At 73.3% G+C, this 25119-nt stretch carries 25 protein-coding genes; 11 read left to right on the top strand and 14 right to left on the bottom strand.

All coding sequences use genetic code 11. From position 1 onward, the window contains the following. Position 1: 1 nt before the first annotated feature. Entirely contained in the window at positions 2-964 is a 963-nt protein-coding gene (locus ACIP4P_RS42525) for a phosphatidylinositol-specific phospholipase C (protein WP_400929079.1), read from the bottom strand. Between the two features lie 251 nt (positions 965-1215). Here ACIP4P_RS42525 and ACIP4P_RS42520 point away from each other — a divergent pair, with 251 nt between their 5' ends. Together ACIP4P_RS42520 and ACIP4P_RS42515 are read left to right on the top strand one after the other, a co-directional pair. Continuing rightward, on the top strand, positions 1216-2268 hold the full coding sequence (locus ACIP4P_RS42520) for a hypothetical protein (protein WP_400929077.1): 1053 nt from the start codon (positions 1216-1218) through the stop codon (positions 2266-2268). A 196-nt stretch (positions 2269-2464) separates the two neighbouring features. Continuing rightward, positions 2465-2872: a hypothetical protein gene (locus ACIP4P_RS42515; protein WP_400929074.1), complete on the top strand. Its 408-nt coding sequence runs from the start codon at positions 2465-2467 to the stop codon at positions 2870-2872. 53 nt (positions 2873-2925) lie between these two features. Here the strand turns inward: ACIP4P_RS42515 and ACIP4P_RS42510 are convergent, their stop codons facing one another. The 3 genes from ACIP4P_RS42510 to ACIP4P_RS42500 all read right to left on the bottom strand — a co-directional run bounded on the left by ACIP4P_RS42510 (position 2926) and on the right by ACIP4P_RS42500 (position 5234). Next, complete coding sequence (locus tag ACIP4P_RS42510) at positions 2926-3375, bottom strand: SRPBCC family protein (protein WP_400929071.1); 450 nt, start codon at positions 3373-3375, stop codon at positions 2926-2928. 151 nt (positions 3376-3526) lie between these two features. After that, positions 3527-4195 (bottom strand): heme oxygenase (biliverdin-producing), encoded by a 669-nt coding sequence (locus tag ACIP4P_RS42505; protein WP_400929068.1) that lies wholly within the window; start codon positions 4193-4195, stop codon positions 3527-3529. 187 nt (positions 4196-4382) lie between these two features. Beyond that, the gene (locus ACIP4P_RS42500) at positions 4383-5234 is read right to left on the bottom strand and encodes an alpha/beta fold hydrolase (protein WP_400929065.1); all 852 of its coding nucleotides are present in this window, start codon (positions 5232-5234) and stop codon (positions 4383-4385) included. Between the two features lie 136 nt (positions 5235-5370). Between ACIP4P_RS42500 and ACIP4P_RS42495 the strand changes: the two genes are divergently transcribed. After that, on the top strand, positions 5371-5997 hold the full coding sequence (locus ACIP4P_RS42495; RefSeq protein ID WP_400929062.1) for a CGNR zinc finger domain-containing protein: 627 nt from the start codon (positions 5371-5373) through the stop codon (positions 5995-5997). Between the two features lie 94 nt (positions 5998-6091). Here ACIP4P_RS42495 and ACIP4P_RS42490 read toward each other — a convergent pair whose 3' ends face one another. Beyond that, positions 6092-7132 (bottom strand): Lrp/AsnC family transcriptional regulator, encoded by a 1041-nt coding sequence (locus ACIP4P_RS42490; RefSeq protein ID WP_400929059.1) that lies wholly within the window; start codon positions 7130-7132, stop codon positions 6092-6094. A gap of 170 nt (positions 7133-7302) precedes the next feature. On the opposite strand from ACIP4P_RS42490, the gene ACIP4P_RS42485 reads away from it, so the two are divergent. The 3 genes from ACIP4P_RS42485 (at position 7303) to ACIP4P_RS42475 (ending at position 10618) form a co-directional block, all read left to right on the top strand. Beyond that, complete coding sequence (locus tag ACIP4P_RS42485; protein ID WP_400929056.1) at positions 7303-8793, top strand: FAD-dependent monooxygenase; 1491 nt, start codon at positions 7303-7305, stop codon at positions 8791-8793. A 177-nt stretch (positions 8794-8970) separates the two neighbouring features. Then, positions 8971-9615, top strand: coding sequence for a DedA family protein (locus ACIP4P_RS42480; protein WP_400929053.1), 645 nt, complete (start codon positions 8971-8973; stop codon positions 9613-9615). A gap of 76 nt (positions 9616-9691) precedes the next feature. After that, a complete protein-coding gene (locus ACIP4P_RS42475; RefSeq protein WP_400929051.1) occupies positions 9692-10618 on the top strand; it encodes a LysR substrate-binding domain-containing protein in 927 nt (308 codons plus the stop codon). Here the strand turns inward: ACIP4P_RS42475 and ACIP4P_RS42470 are convergent. After that, positions 10593-11429, bottom strand: coding sequence for a M24 family metallopeptidase (locus ACIP4P_RS42470; protein WP_350514950.1), 837 nt, complete (start codon positions 11427-11429; stop codon positions 10593-10595). The two genes, ACIP4P_RS42475 and ACIP4P_RS42470, sit on opposite strands and share 26 nt — an antisense overlap. Before the next feature lie 265 nt (positions 11430-11694). Between ACIP4P_RS42470 and ACIP4P_RS42465 the strand changes: the two genes are divergently transcribed. From ACIP4P_RS42465 to ACIP4P_RS42455, 3 genes are all read left to right on the top strand, one after another. Further along, on the top strand, positions 11695-12924 hold the full coding sequence (locus ACIP4P_RS42465; protein ID WP_400929047.1) for a hypothetical protein: 1230 nt from the start codon (positions 11695-11697) through the stop codon (positions 12922-12924). Beyond that, positions 12908-13678: a hypothetical protein gene (locus ACIP4P_RS42460; RefSeq protein ID WP_400929045.1), complete on the top strand. Its 771-nt coding sequence runs from the start codon at positions 12908-12910 to the stop codon at positions 13676-13678. Before ACIP4P_RS42465 ends, ACIP4P_RS42460 begins: the two co-directional genes overlap by 17 nt. A gap of 98 nt (positions 13679-13776) precedes the next feature. Next, the gene (locus ACIP4P_RS42455) at positions 13777-14763 is read left to right on the top strand and encodes an alpha/beta hydrolase (protein ID WP_400929162.1); all 987 of its coding nucleotides are present in this window, start codon (positions 13777-13779) and stop codon (positions 14761-14763) included. Positions 14764-14803: 40 nt separating this feature from the next. On the opposite strand, the gene gndA is transcribed toward ACIP4P_RS42455, so the two are convergent. The 6 genes from gndA to ACIP4P_RS42425 form a co-directional block, all read right to left on the bottom strand. Next, positions 14804-16255, bottom strand: a complete 1452-nt coding sequence (gene gndA, locus ACIP4P_RS42450) for an NADP-dependent phosphogluconate dehydrogenase (RefSeq protein ID WP_400929042.1) — start codon at positions 16253-16255, stop codon at positions 14804-14806. 221 nt (positions 16256-16476) lie between these two features. Then, a complete protein-coding gene (locus ACIP4P_RS42445) occupies positions 16477-17250 on the bottom strand; it encodes a maleylpyruvate isomerase N-terminal domain-containing protein (RefSeq protein ID WP_400929039.1) in 774 nt (257 codons plus the stop codon). A 57-nt stretch (positions 17251-17307) separates the two neighbouring features. Further along, positions 17308-17985, bottom strand: coding sequence for an alpha-ketoglutarate-dependent dioxygenase AlkB family protein (locus tag ACIP4P_RS42440; protein WP_400929036.1), 678 nt, complete (start codon positions 17983-17985; stop codon positions 17308-17310). Further along, on the bottom strand, positions 17982-18527 hold the full coding sequence (locus ACIP4P_RS42435; RefSeq protein WP_400929033.1) for a hypothetical protein: 546 nt from the start codon (positions 18525-18527) through the stop codon (positions 17982-17984). Before ACIP4P_RS42435 ends, ACIP4P_RS42440 begins: the two co-directional genes overlap by 4 nt. After that, a complete protein-coding gene (locus ACIP4P_RS42430) occupies positions 18524-18808 on the bottom strand; it encodes an Ada metal-binding domain-containing protein (protein ID WP_400929030.1) in 285 nt (94 codons plus the stop codon). The genes ACIP4P_RS42435 and ACIP4P_RS42430 overlap by 4 nt, the downstream gene beginning before the upstream one ends. A gap of 12 nt (positions 18809-18820) precedes the next feature. Then, the gene (locus tag ACIP4P_RS42425; protein WP_400929027.1) at positions 18821-19546 is read right to left on the bottom strand and encodes a 2OG-Fe(II) oxygenase; all 726 of its coding nucleotides are present in this window, start codon (positions 19544-19546) and stop codon (positions 18821-18823) included. Positions 19547-19747: 201 nt separating this feature from the next. On the opposite strand from ACIP4P_RS42425, the gene ACIP4P_RS42420 reads away from it, so the two are divergent. After that, entirely contained in the window at positions 19748-20497 is a 750-nt protein-coding gene (locus tag ACIP4P_RS42420; RefSeq protein WP_400929024.1) for a hypothetical protein, read from the top strand. Positions 20498-20561: 64 nt separating this feature from the next. On the opposite strand, the gene ACIP4P_RS42415 is transcribed toward ACIP4P_RS42420, so the two are convergent. Together ACIP4P_RS42415 and ACIP4P_RS42410 are read right to left on the bottom strand one after the other, a co-directional pair. Beyond that, on the bottom strand, positions 20562-22283 hold the full coding sequence (locus ACIP4P_RS42415) for a putative Ig domain-containing protein (protein WP_400929021.1): 1722 nt from the start codon (positions 22281-22283) through the stop codon (positions 20562-20564). Between the two features lie 231 nt (positions 22284-22514). Further along, a complete protein-coding gene (locus ACIP4P_RS42410; RefSeq protein WP_400929019.1) occupies positions 22515-23684 on the bottom strand; it encodes a citrate/2-methylcitrate synthase in 1170 nt (389 codons plus the stop codon). Positions 23685-23837: 153 nt separating this feature from the next. On the opposite strand from ACIP4P_RS42410, the gene ACIP4P_RS42405 reads away from it, so the two are divergent. Then, a complete protein-coding gene (locus ACIP4P_RS42405) occupies positions 23838-25076 on the top strand; it encodes a citrate synthase (protein ID WP_400929016.1) in 1239 nt (412 codons plus the stop codon). Positions 25077-25119 lie beyond the last annotated feature (43 nt).

Here is a 25119-nt window from a genome sequence, read left to right as displayed (position 1 = left end):
GTCAGCGCCCGATGAAGTTCTTGGCGACCAGTAGGTCCAGCACGTTGGTGTGGAAGTCGGGGAAGTCCATCGGAACGATCCCGAAGTGGCAGGCCTGGTTCGCGCGGGCGTTCAGGTAGTCGAAGACCGGCGGCATGATCGCGGCCGCGTTCAGCTTGGGCCACTTCCCGCCCGCGTAGCTCGTGAAGTTGATGTACATCTTCGACGAGTTCTGGTTGTAGAACGCCTGGTCGAACTGCTTGACGACGGCGCCGGCCTTGCCGTCGGTGCCGACGCCCTCGTACTGGTCCTGGGTGTCCATCAGCCCGGAGTTCCCCCAGTGCATCACGTCCCAGGTGGAGTCGGAGCTGGTGTCGAAGTCCGCGAGCAGCACGATCCTGCCGCGGGCCTCCCCGAGGCTGGGCCACCGGGGCGCCGTCCAGAACAGGTTGCGGTAGCCGAAACCGTCCAGGTGGTACTGCATGCGGCGCAGGAACTCCACCGAGTTGATCGGGTTGCTGCCCGCGTTCTCGTTCCTGATCCGCATGACCAGCGCCTCGCGCGGCGACTGCTTGAGGAAGGCCCGGCACTGGTCCAGCACCGTGGCCAGGGTGCTGCCCTGGTAGAAGCGGTCGTGGAAGACGCCGAGCCAGTTCTTGGTCTCGCGGTCGTTCAGCGGGAACCGCTGGCAGCGGATGTCCAGGAAGCGGATGCCGCGCTGGAGTTGCTCCGGGACGCCCCAGTTCTGGGTGTGCGACCACTCGGTCCCGTTCGACGGATCGGTGCAGCACGAGTCGTGGGTGCCCGGGATGGTCAACTGGGTCAGGGAGAGGCCGTTGGGCAGCCCCGACATCCAACTCGCGCTGTTCCACGAGGCCGCGGAGGCCGGCGTGGCGGCCGTGATGCCGAGCGCGGCGGTCAGTGCCCCGCCGCCGACGGCGGTGCTCCACCGCAGGACGTCGCGACGGTTCGGGTTGACGGTCATGGGCTGCTCCGTGGTCTCGGTCGGTCGGGCTCCCCGCATGGCTGTCAACGGTGAGTACCCGAACCCCGGTTCAACGTGCCCGGGCGGCGGGCCCGTACTGCGGTCGATGGGTTCCGCTCAGGGCGATCCACACCGCCTGGAGTCAGGGCGTCGGGCCGGCCGGAAAACCCGTTCAGGGATCCGTGTCCGAACCATTACGATCTCCACTGAACGCACACCTGTGCGACGAAGTTCCGTAGAGAAGCAGGTTCATGCACCACCCGCTCGTCATCATCTCCCTCGTCGTCCTCCTCGTCAGGCTGGGCCTCTGGCTGAACAAGCGTCGGAAGGCCACCGGGGGCGTCGACGCCCCCGCGGCCGGCCTGGTGCCGCGTGCCGAACTGGTCGAATTGGGCAGCGAACCCACCGACCCCGTGGCGCGGGCGGCGCTGGACGCGGCCAAGGCGGGGGACTGGCGGCCCGCCGCCGCGTACCTCTCGGGCGGCGAGGGTGACTGGAGCACCCGCTACGCCCGGATGAACCCGTTCAGCGAATTGGCGGCCTCCGACGACGGCTGGCTCCGGCAGTGGCGCGCGGAGCAGCCGTACAACCCGGTGGCCGCCCAGGTGCTCACCGACGCCCTGGTCCAGCGGGCCTGGGAGATCCGGACCGCGAAGTACGCCTCCCAGGTGACCCGCGAGCAGGCCATGGGCTTCCGCCAGGTGCTGGCGGAGGCGGCGGAGGCGTCGCAGACGGCGATCCAGCTCGCCCCGGCCGAGGACCCGAACGCCTGGGTGGTGCAGCAGGCGATCGCGATGGGCCAGGGCTGGTCGAACGAGCGCTACCGGGCGCTGTGGGCGGAGATCGTGGCCCGCGAGCCGCACCACTTCACCGCCCACACCGCCGCACTGCAGTACTGGTGCGAGAAGTGGCTCGGCAGCAACGAGTTGATGCACGGGTTCGCGGACAAGGCGATCGCCGGGGCGCCGGCGGGCAGCCTGATGACGGTGCTCAAGCTGCGGGCGTACTGGGAGCAGGTGCTGCGCGACAGGTCCTCGGCGTCCGCGCTCTACCGTTCCGCCGAGTACACGGCCGCCGTGGACGCGGCCCTGGCCGACCTGGCGGCCGCCGACCCGGCCCACCCCGGGCTCGTCGCGTCGCGCGGCTGGATCGCCCACGCCCTGATCGAGAACGGCCGCCCGGCGCAGGCCCTGGAGCTCTTCCGTGGGATGGGGCGGGAGATCGCCGGCCCGTGGACCTACTACGGGAACCCGGCCGCGGTCTTCGACTCCGCCCGCCGCAAGGCCGCCCGCGCGGCGGCCTGACCCGGCCGCGCAGGCTCCCGGCCGACGGCCCTCCCCCTTCCGGGCGGAGGGCCGTCGTCGTCTTCCGGGGTGCACGGGCGGCCTGGGTGCGGAACCGGCGGTCGGATGAACTGCACGTCGACGTTTGATCGTTGGGCCTGGCAGCCGTGCACGTTCATTCGTAGCATGACGGGTAACCGACAACGGAAGGGCCCTCATGAACGGCAGGATCGTGACCTGGCTGGGCGTCCCCGCACTGGCCATGGGACTGCTGCTGGCCGCAGCTCCGGCGCAGGCCGCCACCGGGGTACGGATCGACGGCGCGACCGTCTCCGGCGGCGCGTCGAGGACGGTGAACGTCACCGTCGAGTACTCCTGCGACGCCGGAGGCTTCGTCAGGTCCGCGACCGTGGTCGCCGAGGACCGGAGCTCCGGCGCCCTGGGTACCACCCGGTTCACCCCGAACTGCACGGGCACCACCGTGACGGCCGTCGTCCCGGTCGCGTCCCTGAATCAGAACGGCTACACCGCAGGCGACTTGGTCGGCGTCCACGCCTCGCTGCTCGACGGGGAGGACAACGAGGTGCTCGGGGCCGTCTCCCAACTCGCCATCGTCGGCGGGTAGGAGGCCGGGGTTCGGGGCTGTGACCAGTGACCGCCCAGCGCCGGGGAGGCCGGCTAACGTCGCCTGGTGGTGAGCGCGGTGTCGGCGGCGTCGAGGATCCTGCCGAAGGTGCGGCCGATGACGGGTTGGGCGAGGGCGCGGGTGAGGGCCGCGCCGAAGGGGAGGCGGACCTCGAAGCTGGTGGTCCAGACGACCTCGGTGCCGCCGTCGACCTCGGTGAAGGTCATCCGGCCGAGCTCGTGCCGGGCCGGCGGGAAGCTGCGGTCGACGGTGTAGTCGAAGTCGTACGGCGGGTGGTAGGCGGTGATCCGCTCACGGAACCAGCCGATCGCCCAGGTGTGCTCCCGGACGGCGCCCACTCCGTACGGTGCTTCCGCGCCCGGTCGGGCCAGCCGGGCCCGGAGGACGAGGGGGGAGCGGGTGTAGTTGGTGGTCGTGGCGCACCAGTCGAACACCTCTGCGATCGGTGCCGCGATGACGCGTCGAACGGTCAAGGTCTCCATGGTCGTCCCCTCTCCTGGCCGGTGGCGGCGCGGAACGCTGCGCGCTCCCGACAGGTGGACCGGACGGCGCCCGGGAACGTGACATCACGCCGCGGGCCGCCCGCTCCCGGAGGAGGCGGACGGCCCGCGGCGGTCGGGGGCGTTCAGGGGTTCAGGCGCTCAGCGGGTAGCGTCCGTCCAGGTCGTGGAACACGTTGCCGTTGAGCACGAAGGCCCGCTTGCACTCCTCGACCACCCGGCGCCGCTCGACCTCGTCCATCGCCTCGCCCGCCGCGTCCAGCTTGGCGCGGTAGTCGCGCTTGAAGGCGGCCGGGTTGGTGATCTCCTCGAAGACGTAGAACCGGACGCCGTCCCCCTTGCGCTCGAAGCCCCAGGCCTTCTCGGCCAGGCCCCGGATGATCTGACCGCCCGACAGGTCGCCCAGGTAGCGGGTGTAGTGGTGGGCGAGGTAGCCGGCGGGCCATTCCGTGGCCAGTTCCTCGATCCGGGCCACGTACGCGGCGGTGGCCGGCAGTGGCGCCAGGCCGTCCCGCCAGTCGGGCCCGCGCAGGTGCGCCAGGTCGCGTTCGATGGCGGCGGTGCGCAGCAGTGCCGGGTCGATGAACGGGCCCGCCAGCGGGTGCGCCGCGAGCTGCTCGGCCCGCTCCTCCAGTGCCCGGTAGACGTACCAGAGCTGGCCGGTGAGGTCGGCGTACGCCTCGATCCCGAGCTGCTCGCCGAGCAGACGGCTCATGAAGGACGAGTGCTCCGCGGCCTCGTGCTCCTCGCTGCTGGCGGTGCGGAGCAGGGTGGAGAAGGGGACGGGCTCGGGCGTGGGCATACGGCCTCCAGGGATCGGATGGGGCCAGGGTGTGAGGACCCCGATAGTTATGGTTAGCCTAACCTAAGTTGAGAACTTTCCCGACGCTCTGTCGGTAAAACTAGCGGAGCGGGCGCGGAAACGGCAGGGGCCGGGCTCCGCGGACGAATCCGCGGAGCCCGGCCACCGGCTTCCGGCGTCGGCCCCTTCAGGCCAGGAACTCCCGGATGGCCGTCGCGATCTCCTCGGCGTGGGTCTCCAGGGCGAAGTGGCCGGTGTCGAGGAGGCGGACGGTGGCGTGCGGTAGGTCGCGCTTGAAGGCCTCGGCGCCGGCGGGCAGGAAGAACGGGTCGTTGCGGCCCCACACGGCCAGCAGGGGCGGCTGGTGGCGGCGGAAGTAGTCCTGGAAGGCCGGGTAGCGGGCGACGTTGGTGCGGTAGTCGCCGAACAGGTCCAGCTGGATCTCGTCGGAGCCGGGCCGGGCCAGGTAGGCGTCGTCGAGGGTGCTGCCGTCCGGGGAGACCGCGGTCGGGTCCGGGGTGCCGTGGGTGTACTGCCAGCGGGTGGCGTCCGGGGTCAGGAGGCTGCGGAGGGCGTCGCGGTTGGCCGGCGACGAGTCCTCCCAGTAGGCGCGGATCGGGTTCCAGCCCTCGCTCAGGCCCTCCTCGTAGGCGTTGCCGTTCTGCGAGACGATCGCGGTGATCCGTTCGGGGTGCTCGGCCGCGATGCGGAAGCCGGTCGGTGCGCCGTAGTCGAAGACGTAGAGCGCGAAGCGCTTCAGACCGATCACCTCGGTGAACCGGTCGATGACGGCCGCGAGGTGCTCGAAGGTGTAGTCGAACTCCTCGCGCGGCGGCAGCTCGGTCTGCCCGAAGCCCGGCAGGTCGGGGGCCACCAGGTGGAACCGGTCGGCCAGGTGGGGGATGAGGTCGCGGAACATGTGGCCGGCACTGGGGAAGCCGTGCAGGAGCAGCAGCGTCGGGGCGTCGGCGGGGCCGGCTTCGCGGTAGAAGACGCTCAGGCCGTCGACGTCCACGGAGCGGTAGGCGATGGAGGTCATGATGGTCCTTCCCTGAATGCAAGTAACCGGCTTGGCTGCACTTTCGAGGTTAGGAACGGTCTTCGTAACTTGTCAAGGGATCCTGGAGTGGTTACTCTTGATGTCGAGGCTGACCCCGACCCGTGGAGCGTGTGCCGTGTCCGACCCCCGGCCCCCGGCCCTCTTCGTCGCCGACGCCCCCGGCCTGGACTTCCTGAACTCGGTCGCGACCCCGGCGAGCACTCCGGTCGACTGGATCGCCGACGGTGACGGCCTGCTGGCCTGGCTGGAACAGGCCGGACTGGTGCCGGTCGAGGAGTTGGAGCGGCTGCGGGCGCAGACCCTGCCCGGGGAACTGGACCACGTGGCCGCCCAGGCGAGGAGCCTGCGGGAGTGGTTCCGGGAGTTCGTGCGGCAGCGGATGGGGCGGCCGGTCCGGTCCGAGGACCTGCCCGACCTGGAGCCGCTCAATCAACTCCTGGCGCGCGACGAACAGTTCACGCGGATCGTGGCCGCCGACGAGGCGGGTCCGAGCGGCCTGGCACTCCGTACGGAGCGCCGGTGGCGGACCCCGGAATCGCTGCTGCTGCCGATCGGGCAGGCGCTGGCGGCGACCGTCGGCCGGGAGGACTTCACTCACGTCAAGGCGTGTCAGGGGCCGACCTGCACGCTGGTGTTCGCGGACCACACCCGGGGCCGGGCCCGTCGGTGGTGCAGCATGGCGGCCTGCGGCAACCGGGCCAAGCAGGCGGCCCACCGGAGCCGCGCCGCGGCACCGCGCTGAGGTGCCGGGCTGAGGCACCGGGCTGAGGTGCCGCTCTGCGCCATCGCGTTGAGGCCTGCCGCCGGTCCGGCCGCGCGCGTCGACCCGCCCGCCGCTACAGCCGGTTCGCGGCCTGCTTGACGGTCCGGATCACCGGCGCCGTCTCGACGTGGGTGACGGCCGGCAGCGCCGCCACCCGGGTGGTCAGGTAGCGGTACAGGGCGCGTTGGTCCGGGCAGACCACGGTCGCGTAGAGGTTCGTCGGCCCGGTGGTGGCGGCGGCGAAGGCGACCTCGGGGTGCCCGGCCAGGGCCCGGCCGGCCTCCTCCAGGTACGGCGGAGCGACCGAGAGCCACAGCAGGGTCCGGGTGCCGATGCCGAGCAGGCGTCCGTCGCAGTCGATGTCCAGGTAGAGCACCCCGTGCTCGCGCAGTTCCGTCATCCGGCGCCGAACGGTGGTCGGCGACCAGCCGGTCACCTTGGCGAGCTGCTCGGTCCCGGTGCGGCCGTCGGCGGCGAGCGCGGCGAGCAGTCGGCGGTCGCCGTCGTCCAGCCGTACCGGTCCCGGCCGGTGCGGCAGCGGGGGCGGGCTCAGGGCGGTGACCGTCTCGGCGTCCAGCAGGCCGAGCTTGGCGATCAGGTTGTCCGGACCGCCGTAGAAGGAGTGCAGCACGGAGTGCGCGCTCACCCCCTCCACCCGTGGGGTGCGGGGGAGTCGGGCCAGCAGCAGGGCCTCGCTGTCGGCATCGCTCTCGGTGCGGACCGTGCAGGTGATCTCGGTGCCGCCGGAGGTGAGGCTCACCCAGGAGGTGTCCGGGCGGCGGGCCAGCGCCTCGGCCACCGAGACCGACGCGGACGGTGCGCAGCGCACCCGCACCAGCCAGAGCACCGCGCCCCCCAGTGCGGTCGGGTCGATCCCGCCGAGCACCCGCAGCGCGCCGGTCGAGCGCAACCGGGTGTACCGGCGGGCGATCGTGCGGTCCGAGACACCGAGGGCGGCGGCGATGGTGCTGAACGGGGCCCGGCCGTCGATCTGCAGGGCGTGGACCAGGCGGCGGTCCAACTCGTCGTAGCCGGAAGGGCCGGAAGAGCCGGACGGGCGGGAAGGGCCGGAGGCGCCGGCGGAGCCGTGCCGGTCGGTGCTGTCGGATTCCACCGCACCGAGCCTAGCCGGTGTCGGATCCCCGCACCATCGCGTCGGTCAGTGGTCCAACGGGCCCTGGCGGTCGGAGTGTTGTGCCCGTACCCGGAGAACCGCGAACCACCGCGTGACCACGCCACCGGGTGCGGACGCGCCCACGTGGCCACGTGACCGAGGAGAAGACCATGGACACCGACGTACTCGTCGTCGGCGCCGGCCCGACCGGCATGACCGTCGCCAACGAACTGCTGCTGGCCGGGGTGCGGACCGTACTGGCCGACCGGCTGCCGGAGCGCAGCGCGCTGTCCCGGGCCGGCGGCGTGCAGTCCCGCACGCTGGAGACGCTCGACCAGCGCGGCCTGCTGGACCCGCTGCTGGCCGCCGGGGACTACCCGGTCGGCACCAGCCACTTCGCCGGCCTGCCGCTGCCGCTGCCGACCGCGCCCCACGCCGACCCGGATCCCGACACCGCCGCCTTCCGCCCCCGCCAGCCGTGGCGCTCCGTTCCGCAGGTGGACCTGGAGGCCTACCTCGAAGAGCACCTCGCCGCCCAGGGCCTGCGGATCCGGCGCGACCACGAGCTGGTCGCCCTCCGCCAGGACGAGGACGGGGTGACCGCCGACTTCGCCGACGGCCGGACGCTCCGCGCCCGCTACCTGGTCGGCGCCGACGGCGGCCACAGCGCGGTGCGCTCGCTGCTGAAGGACGAATTCCCGGGCCGCCCAGGCACGTTGACCACGGTCGCCGCCGACGTTCGGCTGAGCGGCGTCGAGGGACTGGCGACCCACCACCGGTCCCCGGACGGCCACTGGGCCGGGATCTTCCCGCTCGGCACCGACGGCCAGGGCCGGCCGCTGCGGCGGCTCGCCATGGGCGGGCCGGGCCGCTCGCTGCCCAGGGACGTCCCGGTCACCGAGGCGGAGCTCCGCGGCGGCCTGCGCGCCGTGTTCGGCGAGCGGGTGCAGCTGCTCGAACTGTGCCACGCCCGTCGCATCACCAACGTGGCCCGGCAGGTCGCCTCCTACCGGCACGGGCGGGTGTTCCTCGCGGGCGACGCGGCCCACGTCCACCTCCCGCTCGGCGCCCAGGGCATGAACGGCGGGATCCAGGACGCCTTCAACCTCGGCTGGAAGCTCGGCGCCGCCGTCCGCGGCTGGGCCCCCGACGGCCTGCTCGACAGCTACCACACCGAACGGCACCGGGCCGGGACCCTCGTGCTGCGCAACATCCAGGCGCAGGGCCTGCTGATGGACTGGGCGGGCGCCGGCGACCCGGACGTGACGGCCACCCGGGAGGTCTTCGCCGAACTGGCCGAACTCCCGGACGTCCGGCGCCACCTCGGCGGTCTGATGTCCGGCACCGCCATCCGCTACCCGATGCCGGACACGGCCGCCCACCCGTTCCTCGGCCTCTCCGTGCCGGACCTCGACCTCGGCCCGGCCCGGCTGTACGAACTCCTACGCTCCGGCCGAGGCGTGCTGCTCGACCCGCAGGACGCCCTCGCCGAGGCCGCCGCCCCCTGGGCGGACCGGGTGGACCGTACGGGCCGGGGCGCCGCCACGGCACCGCTTCTGATCCGTCCGGACGGTTACGTCTGCTGGGCCGGTGCGGCGGACTCCCCGGAGACCCTGCGCTCCGCCCTCACCCACTGGTTCGGTGCCCCGACCGGCCGCTGACCACGGCCTCGCCCGCTCCGGATGCCCGGCGGTACCGCCGCCGGGCACCCCTGTACCGCCCTGGAGGGCGCGACTCGGGCGCCGCACCGGCCCGGGGGCAGGCGTTACATTGGGGCGGATGAGGGGCCCGAGCAACAGTGGGGCGGACCAGGCCCGATCGCCGACGAGGTGTGGCCGATGCACACGATCACCGACTGGCTGCGCGGCCTGTCCGGCCCGGTCGTGTACGCGGCCGTCGGCGGCATGGTGTGTGCCGAGGACGCCCTGTTCTTCAGCTTCTTCATCCCCGGCGAGACGGCGGCCGCGCTCGGCGGGTTCATCGCCCACCAGGGCAGCGTCTCGCTCGGCTGGATGATCCTGGTGGTGGTCTGCGCAGCGGTCCTCGGGGACACCGTCGGCTACGAGATCGGCCGCCACCTCGGCCCGGCGATCCTGCGCACCCGCCCGCTGCGGCGCCATGCGCAGCGGGTCGCGACGGCACAGGACCTGATCCGCCGACGCGGGCCGGCCGCCGTCTTCGTCGGGCGGTTCATCGCCTTCTTCCGCCCGCTGGTGCCCTCACTGGCCGGGATGTCCCGGATGCCGTACCGCCGCTTTCTCTTCTACAACGCCCTCGGCGGGCTCGCCTGGGGCGTCGGCTTCACCCTTCTGGGCTACTTCGCCGGAGCCGCCTACACCAGGGTGGAGGGCACCGTCGGCCGGGTCACCGCGATCGCGATCGCCGTGGTCGTCGCCGTGGCCCTGCTGGTCTGGTACCTCAGGCGGCACCGCTCCCGGGGGCGCGAGCCCTCCGACGACAGCGGCGGCGGACAGGAGCCCTGAGCCCGGCGGCACCTCCCGTAGATTGGACCGTCCGGGCGGGCCGAGCGGCCCGCCGACCAAGAAGAGGAGCGAGGCAGTGGAGACGTCATCGCTGCCCGGCCTCGCCGCCCTGCGCTGCGTCGAAGCCGCCGCCCGGCTGCGCAGCTACACCCTGGCCGCCCGCGAACTCCATGTCACCCACAGCGCGGTGAGCCACCAGATCCGCGGACTCGAAGCCCGGCTCGGGGCGGCCCTCTTCACCCGCTCCGGACCGGACATGCTGCCCACCCCGGCCTGCGAACGGCTCGCCGTCCGGCTGCGCCGCACCCTCGCCGAGCTCACCGAGGCGCTGGACGAGGCCGCCGGCGCGGGCGACCGGGCGCCCGCACCGCTGGAGTTGAGCGTGATGGCGGACTTCGCCAACCTCTGGCTCATCCCCCGGCTCGACGACCTCGCCCGCGAGCACCCGGAGCTCGAACTGTCGCTGCGCCTGCACACCGGCACCGCCCCGCCCGACCCGCGCTCGGCCGACGTCGGCATCTGGCACCGCCGGATCGAGGAGCGCGGCTACCGTTCCGAACGCCTGCTGGCGGACCGGGTCGTCGCGGTGGCCGCCCCCGTCCTGCTGGCCCGTCACCCCGGCCTGACCACGGCCACCCTGCCGCAGGCACCGCTGCTGCGCTTCGCCGGCCGCTCCTGGCAGGAGTTCTTCGCCGCGGCCGGGCTCGACGCCGACGAGCCCGGCCAGGGGGTGATCTACTCCGACGCGGAGGCGCTGCTGCGCGCGGCGCTCGTCGGCCAGGGCGTCGCCATGGTGCGCCGGCAGCTCGCCGAGGCGTACCTGCGCGGCGGGGAGCTGGTGCGGATCGGGGAGGTCGAGATCCCCGCCCAGCTCGACTACTACCTCAGCCGGCGGGAGGACCACCCCCGGGCCGCCGCGATCGAGACCCTGCACGGCTGGCTGCGCGCCCGGCTGGGCGACGAGCGGTGGCCGCCCGTCAGCGGCGGTGGTCGTAGAAGGTGACGTCCTCGCCCTCGCGCAGGTCGAGCACCTCGCAGCCGTCCCGGGTGACGGCCACCACGTGCTCCCAGTAGACGGCGGGCGAGCCGTCGGCGGTCACCGCCGAGCGGGTCGGGTTGGTCAGGCGCCGCCCTTCGCCGCTGCCCGCGCAGATGAACGGCTCGACGGTGAGGACCATGCCCTCCGCCAGCACCCGGCCCTCATGGCTGGGGTCCTCGTAGTACGGGATCAGCCAGCCGTCGGCGTGCACCCGGCCGATCGAGTGGCCGGTGCCGCTGGGCACCCGGAGCATCGAGAAGCCGAACGACTCGACGTAGGCCTGCACCTCGCGGGCGATGTCCTGCAGCCGCGCCCCCGGCCGGACCAGGCTGATGCCCAGGCACATCGCCTGGTAGCCGACGGCGTCCAGCAGCCGGGCCCGGGCGGTGGTCTCGTCCCCGACGATCCACATCCGCTGGGTGTCGCCGCACCAGCCGTTCTTCCTGATGCTGACGTCGACGCCGAAGAGGTCGCCCTTCTTCAGCGGGATTCCGTTCGGTTCGCCGCTGAACGCGACGTCGTTGTGGGCGATGGATATGCAGGCGAATTCGCTGGAGTCGTAGCCGGCCAGGTCCTCGCGGTCGATCTCCGCGCCGTGGGTGTACACGATGAGGTCGTGGGCGATGTCGTTGATCTGCCGCGAGGTGACACCGGGCACGATGTGCGGCGTCAGGTCGTCCAGCACCCGGGCCGCGATGCCGCCGGCGATCCGCAGCAGGGCGATCTCCTCGGGCGTCTTGACGGAGATGGTGTCGTAGTCGACGTCATGGCTCATGAAAGGCCTCCGGGGTGCTCGGAATTCGTGGGGCGTACGGGCTTTCCGCCGCCGGTTCCGAGTATTCCGGGAGGCTTTCGTAAAAGGCCAACGAAAGTAATTCGACGGCCGGTTGAGCGGAATTCCACGACCTTTTCCCGACCCGGCCCCGCCCGACGAGGCCCCGACCGCCGACCGGGGAGCGGAACCCCGTTGCCCGCCGTCGAACCCCCGTGGGAGCATCGGGGCCGATCCATCACGAGCTGCGAACGGCGGGCACGGTTCGATGCACACAACGGGGCTGAGCGAAGCCCGCATCGAGGATGCGGGCACCATCCTGGTGGCGCCTTCGGCGCTGCACGACCACGAAGCGGTCCGGGAGTTCCTCGGGTCGACGATCACACCGGAGGAACTCGCCTCCGGTGTGATCGACCTCGCGGGGAGGACCGTCTACCTGTGCGGCGACGTGTCCGCGCTCAGTGTCGGTCAACTGCGGGAAGCGGAGCGGGTGTTCGCCATCCGGGAGCTGTCGCACGGCCACCGCGGGGACGGCGACCACCCCTGGACGCCGATCGGCCTCGGCCGGGTCCCGGCCCGGGTGCACGGCGTCGGTGTGTACTACCGCCGCTTCTTCGAGGTCGACGCCGACCATTTCGGCCGGATCAGCACGGAGCACGAGTTCCAGTCGCTGACGGAGTCCACCAAACCGGGAACGGCCCATCGCAGCGGCATCTATCTGACGCCCGTCACGCAGGACGGCGACGAACTGCACTTCCGTCTGCTGCGCTGCTCCACGAACCTCTCGGGCCCGACCGAGACCTTCCGCCCGACCGACACGGACATCGTCGAGGCCCTGAACCGCGAGGCCGCCACGGTCTTCCGCGGCCAGGCGCCGCTGAACCACGTGCTCGCCCAGATCTACCACAACACCCTTGCCACGGCGGAGCGCAAGCAGTCCAAGGCCAAGATCTCGGCCCACGCCGACAAGACCAAGGACATGCCCGGCAACGGCATCATGGCCTTCTGCACCTTCTACGACGGGCTCGACGGGCTGCAGCCGCTGGCCGAGGACCCCTTCGACCACGGGGTGAAGGGCGTCAGCGGGCTGACCAGGCTGCGCTTCCGCCTCAAGGACCCGTCCGCGGCCCGCGACGGGGGCGCCCTCCCCGCGCAGTTCACCGTGACCCTCCACCCCGGCTCGGTGCTCCTGATGCCGCTGTCCACCAACCGCCTCTACACCCACGAGATCCGGCCCTCGGCGCTGGACGCAGACCTGCTCCCGACCCGGCTGGGCTACGTGGTGCGCTGTTCGAGCGCCGAAGCCGTGCACAAGGACGGCCGGACGTTCCTCAAGGCGGCCGACGGCCTGGTCGAGCTGGGGCCGCCCACGCCGGACGGCATGGACGAACTGCGCAGGCTGTACGCGGAGGAGAACCGGAGCTCGTCCTTCGTCGACTACGGCGACGAACTGCTCTTCAGCATGAACGCGGGAGACTACCGTGCCCCCCGCGTCTAGCCTCCCGGACGGGATCCGCTGGTACGCCCTGCCGGTCGAGGGGGATCCGTTCGCGGAGCTGTCCGCGTCGGTCGACTGGGAGGACGTCGGAAAGGGCCGGCGGGGCGCCGTCCTGACCAGGGTCGACGGGACGGGCGCGGTGCCGCTGGTGCGGACCACCACGCGGTACGGCAGCCCGGCGCAGCGCTTCCGGGCGGTGCACGAGCGGCTGGCGCGACGGGTCCAGGACGGTGCGGCGCTTCCGGTCGGCTTCAACAACGCCCTGATCGAGCGCTACACCAACGCCTACACCACCATGGGCGGCCACTCCGACCAGGCCCTCGACCTGGCCGACGACTCGTCCATCGCCGTCTTCTCCTGCTACCGGCACCCCCAGGCGGGCCCACCGCGGAAGCTGGTCTTCGAGTCGAAGGAGCCCGAGGGCGGGAGGTTCGAGATCCCCCTGCTCCACAACGGCGTCGTCGCGTTCTCCGTCGACGTGAACCGGCGGCTGCGGCACCGGATCGTCCTGGACGCGCCCGCCGAGGCGGCGGACAACGAGTGGCTGGGCGTGACCTTCCGCAGGTCGAGGACGCTGCTCCGGTTCCGCGACGGCGAGCCGCAACTCCCGGGCGGCGCACGCCTCCTGATGGCCGACGAGGAGCAGGGCCGGGAGTTCTACGGACTGCGGCGCCGGGAGAACAGGGAGACGGACTTCGGCTACCCGCCGCTGACGTACACCGTCAGCGGGAGCGACCTGCTGCCGCCGGTCTGACCTCGCCGCCCCGCCCGGCTGTTCGACGGCACCGGCGGGGCTGGCAAGCTGGGCCGGTCGGGCGTCGTCGGGGAGGGGTACGCGTGGTGGACGGATCGATGGTGACCGGGGTGCCGCCGCTGGACCCGGAGGTGCGGGCGGCGGTGGCGGCCGCCGGACCGGCGGCGCGGGAGGTGCTCACGCCGGAGCGGCTGGCGGCGTGGCAGCAGCGGGACGCCGCCGCCCGGCCGCGGCCGACGCTCGACCGGTTGCGGGACGGCGGCCGGTTCGAGGTCGCGGAGCTGCGGGTGCCGCGGCACGGCGAGGCGGGTGACGTCACGCTGGTCAGCGCGCGGCCAGCCGGGGTCCGGGAGCCGCTGCCGGTGCTCTACTACCTGCACGGCGGCGGGATGGTGACCGGCAACGCGTGGTCCGTGCTGCCGCGAGTGCTGCGGTCCTGGGCGCTGCCGCTGGGCCTCGCGGTGGTGTCCGTCGAGTACCGGCTGGCGCCGGGCACCCGCTTCCCCGGGGCCGTCGAGGACTGCTACGCCGGGCTCGACTGGGTGGCCGGGCACGCCGCTGAACTCGGTGTGGACGCCCGGCGCCTGGTGATCGGCGGCAAGAGCGCCGGCGGTGGACTGGCCGCGGCCCTGGCCCTGCTGGCCCGGGACCGGGGCGGTCCGGCGGCGCTCGGCCAGCTGTTGCTGAGCCCGATGCTCGACGACCGCGGCGACACCTTCTCCAGCCGCCAACTGGCCGGCCACGACACCTGGGACCGCACCTCCAACGCGACCGCCTGGCAGGCCGTGCTCGGCGAGCGGTACGGCGCCGCCGAGCTCTCCCCGTACGCTGCTCCGGCCCGCGCCACCGACCTGTCCCGGCTGCCCGCGGCCTACCTCGACGTGGGCTCCGCCGAGACCTTCCGGGACGAGGTCGTCGGCTACGCCGACGCGATCTGGCGGGCGGGCGGCACGGCCGAACTGCACGTCTGGCCCGGCGCCTGCCACGGCTTCGACACCCTCGCCCCGGACGCCGCCGTCAGCCGGGACGCCCAGGAGGCCCGCACCCGCTGGCTGCGGCGCGTCCTCCGGGCGTCGGGTTCCTGACCGGCTCCGCCCGCCTGGCCGGTTGAGCCCTGGCTGCCGCCTACGCCCCGGTGTCCGTCCGCTCCTCGGGGCGGCCGGGCTCGGCCCAGCGGGTGTGGTAGCTGCCCGGCCGGTCGGTGCGGTGGTAGGTGTGGGCGCCGAAGAAGTCGCGCTGCCCCTGGATCAGTGCGGCGGGCAGGCGCTCGCTGCGCAGGGTGTCGTAGTAGGCCAGCGCGGCGGAGAAGGCCGGCACCGGGATGCCGTGCTGGGCCGCCCCGGCGACCACCGTGCGCCAGGCCGCCTGGGCGTCGGAGACCTCGGTGGCGAACTGCTTCTCGGCCAGCAGGCTCACCAGGTCCGGGTTGTCGGCGTGGGCGGCGCGGATCCGGTCCAGGAAGGCGGCCCGGATGATGCAGCCTCCGCGCCAGATCTTCGCCACCGCGCCGAGGTCGATGTCCCAACCGTACTCGGCCGCCGCGTCGCGGATCATGGTCCAGCCCTGGTCGTAGGCGATGACCTTCGACGCGTACAGCGCCTGCTCGACGTCCCGGGTGAAGCGTTCGGCCTCGTGCGGGCGCAGCTCGTGCTCGGTGCCGCCGGGCAACGGCCGGTAGGCGGCGCGCAGTTCGGCCCGGCTGGAGGCGACCCGGGCGAAGGTGGCCTGGGCGATCGCGGTGACCGGGGAGCCGAGGTCGAGCGCGGTCTGCACGGTCCAGCGTCCGGTGCCCTTCTGCTCGGCGGCGTCCCGGACGATGTCGACGAAGGGCCTGCCGGTTCCGGCGTCCGTGTGGGCGAGGACCTCGGCGGTGATCTCGATGAGGTACGAGTCCAGCCGACCCTGGTTCCAGTGCCGGAAGATCCCGGCGATCTCGGCGGGGGAGTACCCGCCGATGTCCCGCAGCAGGTGGTAGGCCTCGGCGATGAGCTGCATGTCGGCGTACTCGATGCCGTTGTGCACCATCTTCACGAAGTGCCCGGCGCCGTCGGTGCCGATGTGGGTGCAGCAGGGCTCGCCGTCCACCTTGGCGCTGATCCGCTCCAGCATCGGGCCGAGCACGGTGTAGGACTCGGCGGAGCCGCCGGGCATGATCGAGGGGCCGTGCAGGGCGCCCTCCTCGCCGCCGGAGACACCGCTGCCGACGAAGTGGATGCCGCGCTCGCGCAGCGCCCTCTCGCGCCGGCGGGTGTCCGCGAAGTGGGCGTTGCCGCCGTCGATGATCATGTCGCCCGGTTCCAGCAGCGGGGCGAACTCCTCGATCACCTCGTCGGTCGGCCCGCCGGCCTTCACCATGATCAGCAGTCGGCGCGGCCGTTCCAGCGCGGCCACGAAGTCCTCCGCCGACTCCGCCGGGACGAACGTTCCCTCCTGGCCGAACTCCTCGACCAGGGCCCGGGTCCGGGCGGGGGTGCGGTTGTGCACCGCGACCGTGTAGCCGTTGCGGGCGAAGTTCCGGGCCAGGTTGCGGCCCATGACCGCCAGCCCCGTCACGCCGATCTGTGCGGATGCGTCCATGACCTGCTGCTTCCTTCCTCAGGGCGTCCGGGGAGCCCGCCGGCTCGCACCGGGTGTCGCGTACGGCGGGGGGTTTCGGGGCCCGCCACCGCGCGGCGGAGGACCGCCCGGGGCGGCCGGACTTCAGGATCGCCGCCGGACGGTGCGCCGCGCCCGGGAGGCTAGCCCGTTCAGGGCCGGGTGCAAAGGCCACGGGCGGCGGGTCGTCGGCGTCGCCGGGCTCAGTAGCCGCCGAGGAGGTTCCGGAACCTCACCAGGGCCTCCGGCCCGGCGCTGCTGTGCCAGCGGGTCGGGTCCGCGGGGCGGCGTCCCCAGAGCAGGAGCACCCGGGTGGCCGCGTCGCTCTCGATGGTGGCCGGGCCGTCCGCGGCGGCGAATCCGATGCTGACGCCCTCGGCGTCGGCGGTCACCAGCACGTCGTCGGTGCCCGGGACGCGCAGCCGGCCCTCGACCGGACTTCCACCGGGACCGATGCCGAGCCCGGCCGCGCCCTTGACCAGCAGCGGCCGGCCGACGGACAGCACGGTGTGCCGGGTCATCCAGGGCTCGTCGAGCGCCGCCGTCGCGGTCCGGTCGTCCCCGGTGAGGTCCCAGCGGTGCATGACCAGTTCCTCGCGCAGGTGTTCCAGGAAGAACGGCACGGTCACCGTCCGGCCGGTCCAGCCGATCTCGGTCTCGGGGGCCAGGTCGCTCGCCGCTGCCGAGGCGACCTCGGTCAGTTCCGCGCAGCGGCTGGTGAACGCCGTCCAGAGCTCGGCGTCGGACATCCGCCGGTACGGGGCCTCGCGGGTGAAGCCGCGGGTCTCCACCGGGGCGCCCACCAGGACGGCCCGCAGCACCCGGGCGAGCTCCTCGGCGTTGCCGGCCTGGTGGGCCAGCACGTCGCGGACCGTCCAGCCCTCGCACCAGGTGCCGTCGTCGGGGCGCCGTTGCTGGACGGCACGGAGGAAGGGGACCAGCTCGGGCAGCGCGTCGGCGACTTCGGTGGGAACCATGCGGCATGGGTATCCCGGCCGTACGGTCCGCCAAACGCGGCTGGTCCTCCCGTGCGCTCACCCGGACAGGCCGGTGACGCGCAGGGTCAGGTTGAGGCGGCCGCGGGCCAGACCGGTGGCCGGGTCACCGGTGCCCGGGTGGATCCGGGGCACGCCGTGGTAGGCGAAGCGGGACGGGCCGCCGAAGACCAGCAGGTCGCCGGAGGCGAGTTCGACCTCGGTCCAGGGGCGGTTGCGGGACTCGCTGTTGCCGAGGCGGAAGACACAGCGGTCGCCGATGCTCAGCGACAGCACCGGCGCGTCGGACTTCTCGTCCTTGTCCTGGTGCATGCCGAGCCGGGCCGCGTGGTCGTAGAAGTTGATCAGCGCGGTGTCGGGGCGGTACCCGGCCGCGGCGGCCGGATCCCGGTAGGCGTCGGCGAGGGCTCGGCGGCCCAGCTCGGCCAGCCAGTCCGGGAAGTCGGCCACCCGCTCGCCGTTCACGTCGCCCGCCGTCCGGCTGTACCGGTAGGGCTGCCAGTGCCAGCCGAGGCAGACGGTTTGCACCGACATCACGCCGCCGCCCGGCACCCGGGTGTGCCGGATCGGCACCGGGCCGCGCGCCCAGCCCCGGCAGGCGGTGACGAGCGCGCGCTGCTCCTCGATCGTCAGCCAGCCGGGCACGTGCACCGCGCCGGGGGCGAGTTCGGTGCGGGGGACGGGCGGCAGCGGGAAGAGCGGCGGGGTCGCGTTCACCCACCGCGCCTCTCCGACGGCGGTAGCGGGGTGACCTGCCAGCCGTGCAGGACCTCCCAGGTGCCGCCGTCCGCCGAGGCGCCGCGCAGGCCGTCCACGGTGTCCGGGCCCGCGAGGGCGACGGCACGCGGATCGGCCAGGGCGGCGAAGCCGAAGGTCCGGCCGGGGGACCACCCGGTGCTGTGGCGCAGCCGCCGGGCCAACTGGGCCCAGCCGAGCGGTGCGGCAGCGACCACCCAGGCGTCCGGGGCCGGGGCGGTCAGCCGCTGCGCCGGGTGCAGCCAGGAGGCGGCCTGCTCGGGCCACTCGACGACGGCGAGGACGGCTCCGCCGCGCGCCCGCCAGGCCTCGGTGAAGGCCTCGGCGGCCGCCCGGGAGGCGTCGTCCCGGCTGTGGCCGACGGCGACGGTGTGGACGCGGGGCCGTACGGTGCTCAACAGGCAGAGCAGGGAGGTGAGTTCGGCGTCGGTGTGCCCGGCGGGGGCGGGCAGCGGTCCGTAGGCCGCGAGTTCGGTGGGGCGGAGCAGTGGCGAGGGGGTCATGGGCGCTGTTCCCCCTGTCGGGCTTTCCAGCGGAGGTACTTGGTGGGCAGGCAGACGCCGCAGGGCCGGTAGCCGGCCGCGAGGGCGGTCGGCTCGTCGGCGAAGAAGACCCGGTGGCGGACGTAGCCCCCGGCGGCGAGGGCGCGCCGGGCCGACGGGCAGTCGAGCCGCCCGTAGATGCGGTCGGGGCGGTAGCCGCCGAGGGTGCCCGGCAGGGTGCTGGTACGGGTGCGGCCGTCGGGGCCGAGCAGCCGGTAGGTGCGGGGGCGGGGAGTGGTCACGGCGCCGCCGCCTCAGGCGTTGTGGAAGACGAGGCCGAGCGCGTGCCGGCGGCCCGAGCGGACGGTGCTGACGCCGTGCCGGACCGGGCTCGCGGAGAAGCCCCGGGCCGAACGGACCGGCCGGTCACGGGTGGTGAAGACCAGGCCGTGGCCCTGCCGGAGCACGGTGCTGGTGCCGCGGGACTGGGCGCGGGGGCGCTGCTCGACGAGCAGGAACTCGCCGCCGGTGTAGTCGGTGCCCTGCTCGTCGAGGCCGATGACCACCTGGAGCGGGAAGACCAGGTCGCCGAAGAGGTCCCGGTGCAGCGCGTTCCAGTCGCCGGGCCCGTAACGGAGCAGGATCTGCGAGGACTTGACCTGCCCGGCGGCGTGGCAGCGCTCCAGCCACTCGTCCAGGTCGTCGGGCCAGGGTGCGGGGCGGCCCAACTTCGCCGCCCAGCCGCGGGCGACGGTCAGCAGGTGGGGGTAGAGGGCCCGGCGCAGCGCCTGGACGGGCTCGGGCAGGTCGTGGGTGAAGTACCGGTACTGGCCGGAGCCGAACCGATGGCGGGCCATGTCGACGGTGCTGCGGAACAGTTCGTGCCGCTCGTAGAGCGCGGCCAGCTCACGGCACTCCTGGCGGGTGAGCAACTGCGGGGTGAGCGCGCAGCCGTGGGCGTCGAGCTCTTCGCCGAGGGCCGGCCAGTCGGCCGAGTCGACGCGCTGCCGGAGGACGGCGGTCGCGGTGCGGGTGGTCACGGGGGTTCCTCGCTGGTAGACGGTACGGCGCGGGCGGGCCGGCCGTTCGTCGGGGCCGCCGCGCTGGAACCAGTCTGTGACGGGTGGGCGACGGGCGCTGGCGGGTTTCGGACCGGACGTTCCGGGAGGGGCGGAGCGTTGTCAGTGCCGTCTGTGATGATCGCCCTGAGCTTGGGGGAGGGCCGGAGGAGGAGACACAGGGTGGACGGGCGTACGGACGGCCGGCGGGCGGAGACCGGCCGGTTCCGACGGGGTGACGTGCTGATGGTGGAGTGCCCGTTCGTCGAGGCGGCGGTCACCGGGGTCAGGCGCGACCACGTCTCGCTGCGCTGGCCGTGGTGGGAGGTCGACCCGGAGGCGGAGGGCGTCAGCTGGAACGGGGACGTGGCGCTGCCGACGCCCGAGGACCGCGACTGGGAGCGCTCGTTCTTCCGGACGGAACCACCGCCGGGCGCGCTGGAGGCTGGTGGCACCTGCCTGGTGGGGATACCGCCGACAGTGGTGCACGTGGTGGCGGTGCATCGCTTCGAACCGCCGCTGGTGACCGGATGGTTGCCCCGGCCCGCCTGCTACCTCGACGTCCTGCGGCAGGGCGAGACCCACGATCCCGAGCGCGAGTACCAGGCGTACGAGCTCGACCCGGCGGGCGGTGAGCCGATCCGGCTCAGGCTGCTCTTCCGGCCCTTCGCCTTCCTCGAACCGGGTGACGAGGTCGCCGACCGGGCCGGTCGGGCCTGGCGGTTCGACGCCGCCTGGGACTGGCACGCCTTCGACGGCGAACGGTCCGCCGTACCGGCCTGGCCGTTGGCGCTGCTCACCCGCGGTGCGGGGGCGCCGAGGGTGGAGGAGGCCGCGGCCGTCGCGCGTGCGACGGCGGTCGGTGGTCACGCGGAGGAGGTGGAGCGGTGGTCCGGACTCGCCCTCGCGGAGCCCGTCGCCCTGGGGCCGTAGACCCGGCCGGTCGGCCGGATCGCCGGTTGGCCTCCCGGTTCCGGGGAGGCCGACCGGCGCTGGCTCACGCCACGTTGACGGCGGTGTCGTCCAGGACGAAGGAGGTCTGCTTGGTGTAGTCCTCGGCGCCGGTGAACTTGAGGGTCACGGTCTGCCCGGCGTAGCCGGACAGGTCGAGGCTGTGCTGCTGGTAGCCGGTGGCCGCGTTGACGTTGGAGTAGGTCGCCAGGGTGGTGCCGTTCGCGGTGACGGTCAGCTTGTCGTACGCGCTGGTGGTGGGTTCGGCGGTGTCGATGTGCAGCCAGAAGCTGAAGGTGTAGCTGCTGCAGCCGGTCGGCAGGGTCACCGTCTGGGCCAGGGTGTCGGTGTTGGTGCTGCCGTAGCCGTCCAGCCAGACGTCGTAGCTGCCGGAGTGCGGGGGCTCGTTGGAGCCGCTGTTGATGGTGCTGGTGCCGCTGGTGTTGGTCTCGGTCCAGCCGGTCGTCGAACCGGCCTCGAAGCCGGGGTTGGTGAGCAGTTGCGCCGGGGTGCAGCTGCCGCCGCCGGTAGACCGCACGGTCCAGGTGAAGGTGACGGAGGAGGACGGGCCGGTGGAGTCGGTGGCGGTGGCCGTCACGGAGTAGTTGCCGGCGGCGGTCGGGGTGCCGCTGATCAGGCCGGTGGTGGCGTTGATGCCGAGGCCCGCGGGCAGGCCGGAGGCGGTGTAGCCGAGGGTACCGCCGGCCGTGTCGGTGGCGGAGAGCTGGAGGCTGGTGGCGGTTCCGACGGTGGCGGTGCGGGTGCCGGGGTTGCCGAGGGTGACGCTGCCGGTGGTGCCGCCGCCGCTGCCCGCGGCGAGCCAGGCGGTGGCGTTGAGGCCGAGTGCGGCGTCGGTGCCGGCCGGGTCGTTCCAGCCGTTGTAGAGGGTCTTGCCGGATTCGCCGGTGCCGTCGTCGATGGCCGAGCTGTCACCCCACAGCGCGACCCGACCCTTGCCGAAGCTACTGGTGGCGAAGAAGGCGCCGGTGGTGCCGGAGTAGCCGGTGCGGTAGACGATGCCCTTGACGGCGGGGTTGTCGGCGGGTTTGAGGGTGAAGGTGGTGCCGTTGCGGATGATGCTGCCGGTGACGGTGCCGAAGGGGCCGTGCAGCACCGGGTCGGTGGCGTCGTTGATCGCGGTCGGGTTGTCGGTCTGGATGTTGAGCAGATCGACGGAGAGCCCGAACGGGTCCTTGCTGTTGACCGAGTTGGTGGTCATCAGGTCGTTGATGATGGCGGGGGAGTCCCAGCCGTCGTTGTTGCGGTCGCTGCCGGTGTGGTCGGAGATCAGGAACAGCCCGCCGCCGTTCTGGACGAAGGTCATCACGGCGGTCTTCTCGGCGTCGCTGAGCCGGATGTTCGGCTCGGGCAGGACGAACTCGTCGAAGTTGGCGAGGTCCAGCGCGCCACCGGTGCCATAGGTGATGGTGGAGCCGCTCGGCAGGGTCTTGAGGCTGTACTGGCCGGTCTTCTGGAGAGCGACGCCCCAGCTGGAGATGGCGCCGGTCCAGTCGGTCTCGGACTGCGGGTCGGCGTTCTCGGCGAGCGGGTCGGGCTGGCTGGTGCTGATGATCCAGTCGGCGTTGCCGGCGGTCTCCGCCTTGCTGGCGTCGAACAGGACGCGGTGCTTGGTGGCCGTGGCGGTGGGTGCCGTGGCGGTCGCGGGCGCGGCCGCGGCGCGGTGGGGCGCGGCGCCGGTACCGGCGAGGACGGTCAGGACGACGGCGCCCAGGGCGAGCGGGCGGATGGCATCGAGGCGTCTGAGCATCGGTCAAGTCCCTTGTCTGGTGGGGGTACAGGGGAGTGCTACGCGCGTAGGCGCGGCTGACACCGTGCCATGATGGGGTGAGCGGGGCTTGAACGGAACACGACGATTCGGCGCAGAGGGCCCCGTCGGTTCGACGACGGGGCCCGGCGGTCAGACGGGTCGGGTGGGTCGGGTGGGTTTGGTGGTTCGGACGGGCCGGGTGGCTCGGGAAGGTCAGGCGGGTCAGGCGGGTCAGACCGTCGGCAGCGGCTGCGGGGCGGTCGGGCCGGTGTAGCGGGCGGCCGGGCGGATGATCTTGGGGTCGGCGGCCTGCTCCAGGATGTTGGCGCTCCAGCCGATCACCCGGCCCGCGGCGAAGGTGGGCGTGAACATGCCCCTGGGCAGGCCGCACAGGTGCATCACCACACCGGCGTAGAACTCCACGTTGGTGTGGAGCTCGCGGCCCGGCTTCAGCTCGGCGAGGATCGCCTCCACCCGGGACTCCACCTGGACGGCGAGGTCGACCAGCTCCCCGCCGAAGGACCGGGCGATCCCGCGCAGCATCCGGGAGCGCGGGTCCTCGGTGCGGTAGACGGGGTGGCCGAAGCCCATGATCCGGTCGCCGGCCAGCACGTGCTCCCGGATCCAGTCGTCGATCCGGTCCGGGGTACCGATCGCGTCCAGGGTGTCCAGTGCCCGGCTGGGCGCGCCGCCGTGCAGCGGCCCGGAGAGCGCGCCCAGCCCGCCGACCAGGCAGGCGACCAGGTCGGCCCCGGTGGAGGCGATCACCCGGGAGGTGAAGGTGGAGGCGTTGAAGCCGTGGTCCACCGTGGAGATCAGGTACTGCTCGATCGCCCGGGCCTTGGCCGGCTCGGGCTCCTGGCCGGTCAGCATGTAGAGGTAGTTGGCCGCGTGGCCGAGGTCGTCGCGCGGTTCCACCGGCTCCTCGCCGTGCTGCAGCCGGTACAGCGCGGCGAGGACGGTCGGTACCAGTGCGGTGGCGAACAGCGCGTCCTCGACCCGCCGGTCGGGGGCGGTGTCGTAGAGCGGGCGGATGCCGCGGTCGGCGGCGGCGATCGAGAGCGCGGCGCCCAGGGCGCTGAGCGGGCCGCCGTGCACGGTGGCCGCCGCGAGCGCGGGCAGCAGCGGGCGGAGCGCGTCGGGGAGCCGGCGCAGCGGCGCGGTGCGGGCCAGGAAGGCGCTGCGCCCGGCCGGGTCGGGCAGCTCGCCGAACAGCATCAGCTGCCAGACGTCCTCCAGGGTGCGCTGTTCGGCGAGCTCGATCGCCGAGTACTGGCGGTAGTGGTAGAAGCCCTCCAGCCCGCGGACGTCGCTGAGTGCGGTCTCGGTGACCACGACGCCCTTCAGACCGCGCGGGACCTCTATCAGGGTGGTGCTCGACATCTGGGTGGTGTTCGACATGGTGGTGGCCCTCCTCGGGCGGTTGTTCCGGGTGACGATCCGTACTCTCCGAGCATTGATCCACGTTGTCAATGTTGATTACGATCAATATGGAATACTCCAGATCATCATCGAGATGCGGTGATCCAGGTGCGCGGGGAGACGAGGGGAACCATGGGCGAACGCCTGACCACCCGGCAGGTCGCCGAACGGCTCGGCGTCAAGGTGGAGACGGTGTACGCCTACGCCAGTCGGGGGCAGCTCAGCAGTGAGCGGGCGCCGGACGGCAAGGGCAGCACCTTCGACGCCGACGAGGTGGCGGAGCTCGCCGCCCGTGGGCGCCGCACGCCGGTGCGTCCGGTGGTCGGCGAACCGGTCACGGTGCGGACCGGGCTGACCCTGATCGAGCACGGCCGGCTCTACTACCGCGGCCGGGACGCCGTCGAACTCGCCACCCGGTACGGCTTCGAGGCCGCGGTCGGCTGGCTCTGGGGCCGGGGCACCGACGCCCCGGTGGACCTGCGGGTGTCGCCCGCCACCGCCGAGGCGCTGTCCCGGGCCGCCGCCGCGCTGCCGGACGGGATCCGGCTGCCGGACCGGCTGCGGATCTCCGCCACCGTCGCGGCCGCCCTCGACCCGCTCCGCTTCGACCTGCGCGAGCAGACCGTGCTGGCGGCCGGGGCGGCGCTGATCGCCGGGATGGTGGAGGCCCTGCCGCGCACCGCGCCCGACCCCGGGCCGGACGCCTCACTGGCGGCCCGGCTGTGGAGCCGGCTCGCCACCGCCGCACCGACGCCCGAGGCGCTGGCCTGCCTGGACCGCGCCCTGGTGCTGCTGATCGACCACGAGCTGGCGGTGTCCACGGTGGCGGCCCGGGTGGCGGCCTCGGCGCGGGCCCATCCGTACGCCGTGGTCTCGGCCGGGCTCGGCGCCACCGACGGCCCGCTGCACGGCGCGGCCAGCCCGCTGGCGCACCGGATGCTCGCCGAGGTGCTGGTCGCCGGCGCCGTACCGGTGGTCTCCGACTACCTGCGCACCGGCCGCCCGATCCCCGGCCTCGGCCACCGGCTCTACCCCGAGGGCGACCCCCGGGCGGTGGCGCTGCTGGACGCGGTGGCGCTGCTGGACGGCGGTGCGGCCGTGGTGGCGGCCGTCGCCGCGGTGGAGGCGGCGGCCGCCCCGGCCGGCGGGCCGGGGCCCAGGGCCAACATCGACCTCGCGCTGTCCGCCCTGGCCCTGGCCGCCGGACTGCCGGCCGAGGCCGGTGAGGTGGTCTTCGCGGTGGCCCGCACCCCGGGCTGGCTGGCCCACGCGGTGGAGGAGTACCAGGAGGAGCCGCTGCGGATGCGGGCCCGGGCGAGCTACACCGGGCCGCGCCCGGAGGCGCGGCCGCTCGGCCCCGACGGGAGGTGACGGGCCGGCCGCCCCGAGCCGCCCTTCGAGCCGGGCCTACCCC

It is taken from the genome of Kitasatospora sp. NPDC089509, assembly GCF_044749365.1.
Taxonomy (GTDB): Bacteria; Actinomycetota; Actinomycetes; order Streptomycetales; family Streptomycetaceae; genus Kitasatospora.
This window is presented reverse-complemented; position numbering and strand designations above follow the sequence as displayed.

What these genes read in the sequence shown, in the direction of transcription:
- ACIP4P_RS42525 (WP_400929079.1), bottom strand. Translation starts at nt 964, where the DNA reads ATGACCGTCAACCCGAACCGTCGCGACGTCCTGCGGTGGAGCACCGCC.
- ACIP4P_RS42520 (WP_400929077.1), top strand. Translation starts at nt 1,216, where the DNA reads ATGCACCACCCGCTCGTCATCATCTCCCTCGTCGTCCTCCTCGTCAGG.
- ACIP4P_RS42515 (WP_400929074.1), top strand. Translation starts at nt 2,465, where the DNA reads ATGAACGGCAGGATCGTGACCTGGCTGGGCGTCCCCGCACTGGCCATG.
- ACIP4P_RS42510 (WP_400929071.1), bottom strand. Translation starts at nt 3,375, where the DNA reads ATGGAGACCTTGACCGTTCGACGCGTCATCGCGGCACCGATCGCAGAG.
- ACIP4P_RS42505 (WP_400929068.1), bottom strand. Translation starts at nt 4,195, where the DNA reads ATGCCCACGCCCGAGCCCGTCCCCTTCTCCACCCTGCTCCGCACCGCC.
- ACIP4P_RS42500 (WP_400929065.1), bottom strand. Translation starts at nt 5,234, where the DNA reads ATGACCTCCATCGCCTACCGCTCCGTGGACGTCGACGGCCTGAGCGTC.
- ACIP4P_RS42485 (WP_400929056.1), top strand. Translation starts at nt 7,303, where the DNA reads ATGGACACCGACGTACTCGTCGTCGGCGCCGGCCCGACCGGCATGACC.
- ACIP4P_RS42480 (WP_400929053.1), top strand. Translation starts at nt 8,971, where the DNA reads ATGCACACGATCACCGACTGGCTGCGCGGCCTGTCCGGCCCGGTCGTG.
- ACIP4P_RS42470 (WP_350514950.1), bottom strand. Translation starts at nt 11,429, where the DNA reads ATGAGCCATGACGTCGACTACGACACCATCTCCGTCAAGACGCCCGAG.
- ACIP4P_RS42465 (WP_400929047.1), top strand. Translation starts at nt 11,695, where the DNA reads ATGCACACAACGGGGCTGAGCGAAGCCCGCATCGAGGATGCGGGCACC.
- ACIP4P_RS42455 (WP_400929162.1), top strand. Translation starts at nt 13,777, where the DNA reads ATGGTGACCGGGGTGCCGCCGCTGGACCCGGAGGTGCGGGCGGCGGTG.
- gndA (WP_400929042.1), bottom strand. Translation starts at nt 16,255, where the DNA reads ATGGACGCATCCGCACAGATCGGCGTGACGGGGCTGGCGGTCATGGGC.
- ACIP4P_RS42445 (WP_400929039.1), bottom strand. Translation starts at nt 17,250, where the DNA reads ATGGTTCCCACCGAAGTCGCCGACGCGCTGCCCGAGCTGGTCCCCTTC.
- ACIP4P_RS42435 (WP_400929033.1), bottom strand. Translation starts at nt 18,527, where the DNA reads ATGACCCCCTCGCCACTGCTCCGCCCCACCGAACTCGCGGCCTACGGA.
- ACIP4P_RS42415 (WP_400929021.1), bottom strand. Translation starts at nt 22,283, where the DNA reads ATGCTCAGACGCCTCGATGCCATCCGCCCGCTCGCCCTGGGCGCCGTC.
- ACIP4P_RS42410 (WP_400929019.1), bottom strand. Translation starts at nt 23,684, where the DNA reads ATGTCGAACACCACCCAGATGTCGAGCACCACCCTGATAGAGGTCCCG.
- ACIP4P_RS42405 (WP_400929016.1), top strand. Translation starts at nt 23,838, where the DNA reads ATGGGCGAACGCCTGACCACCCGGCAGGTCGCCGAACGGCTCGGCGTC.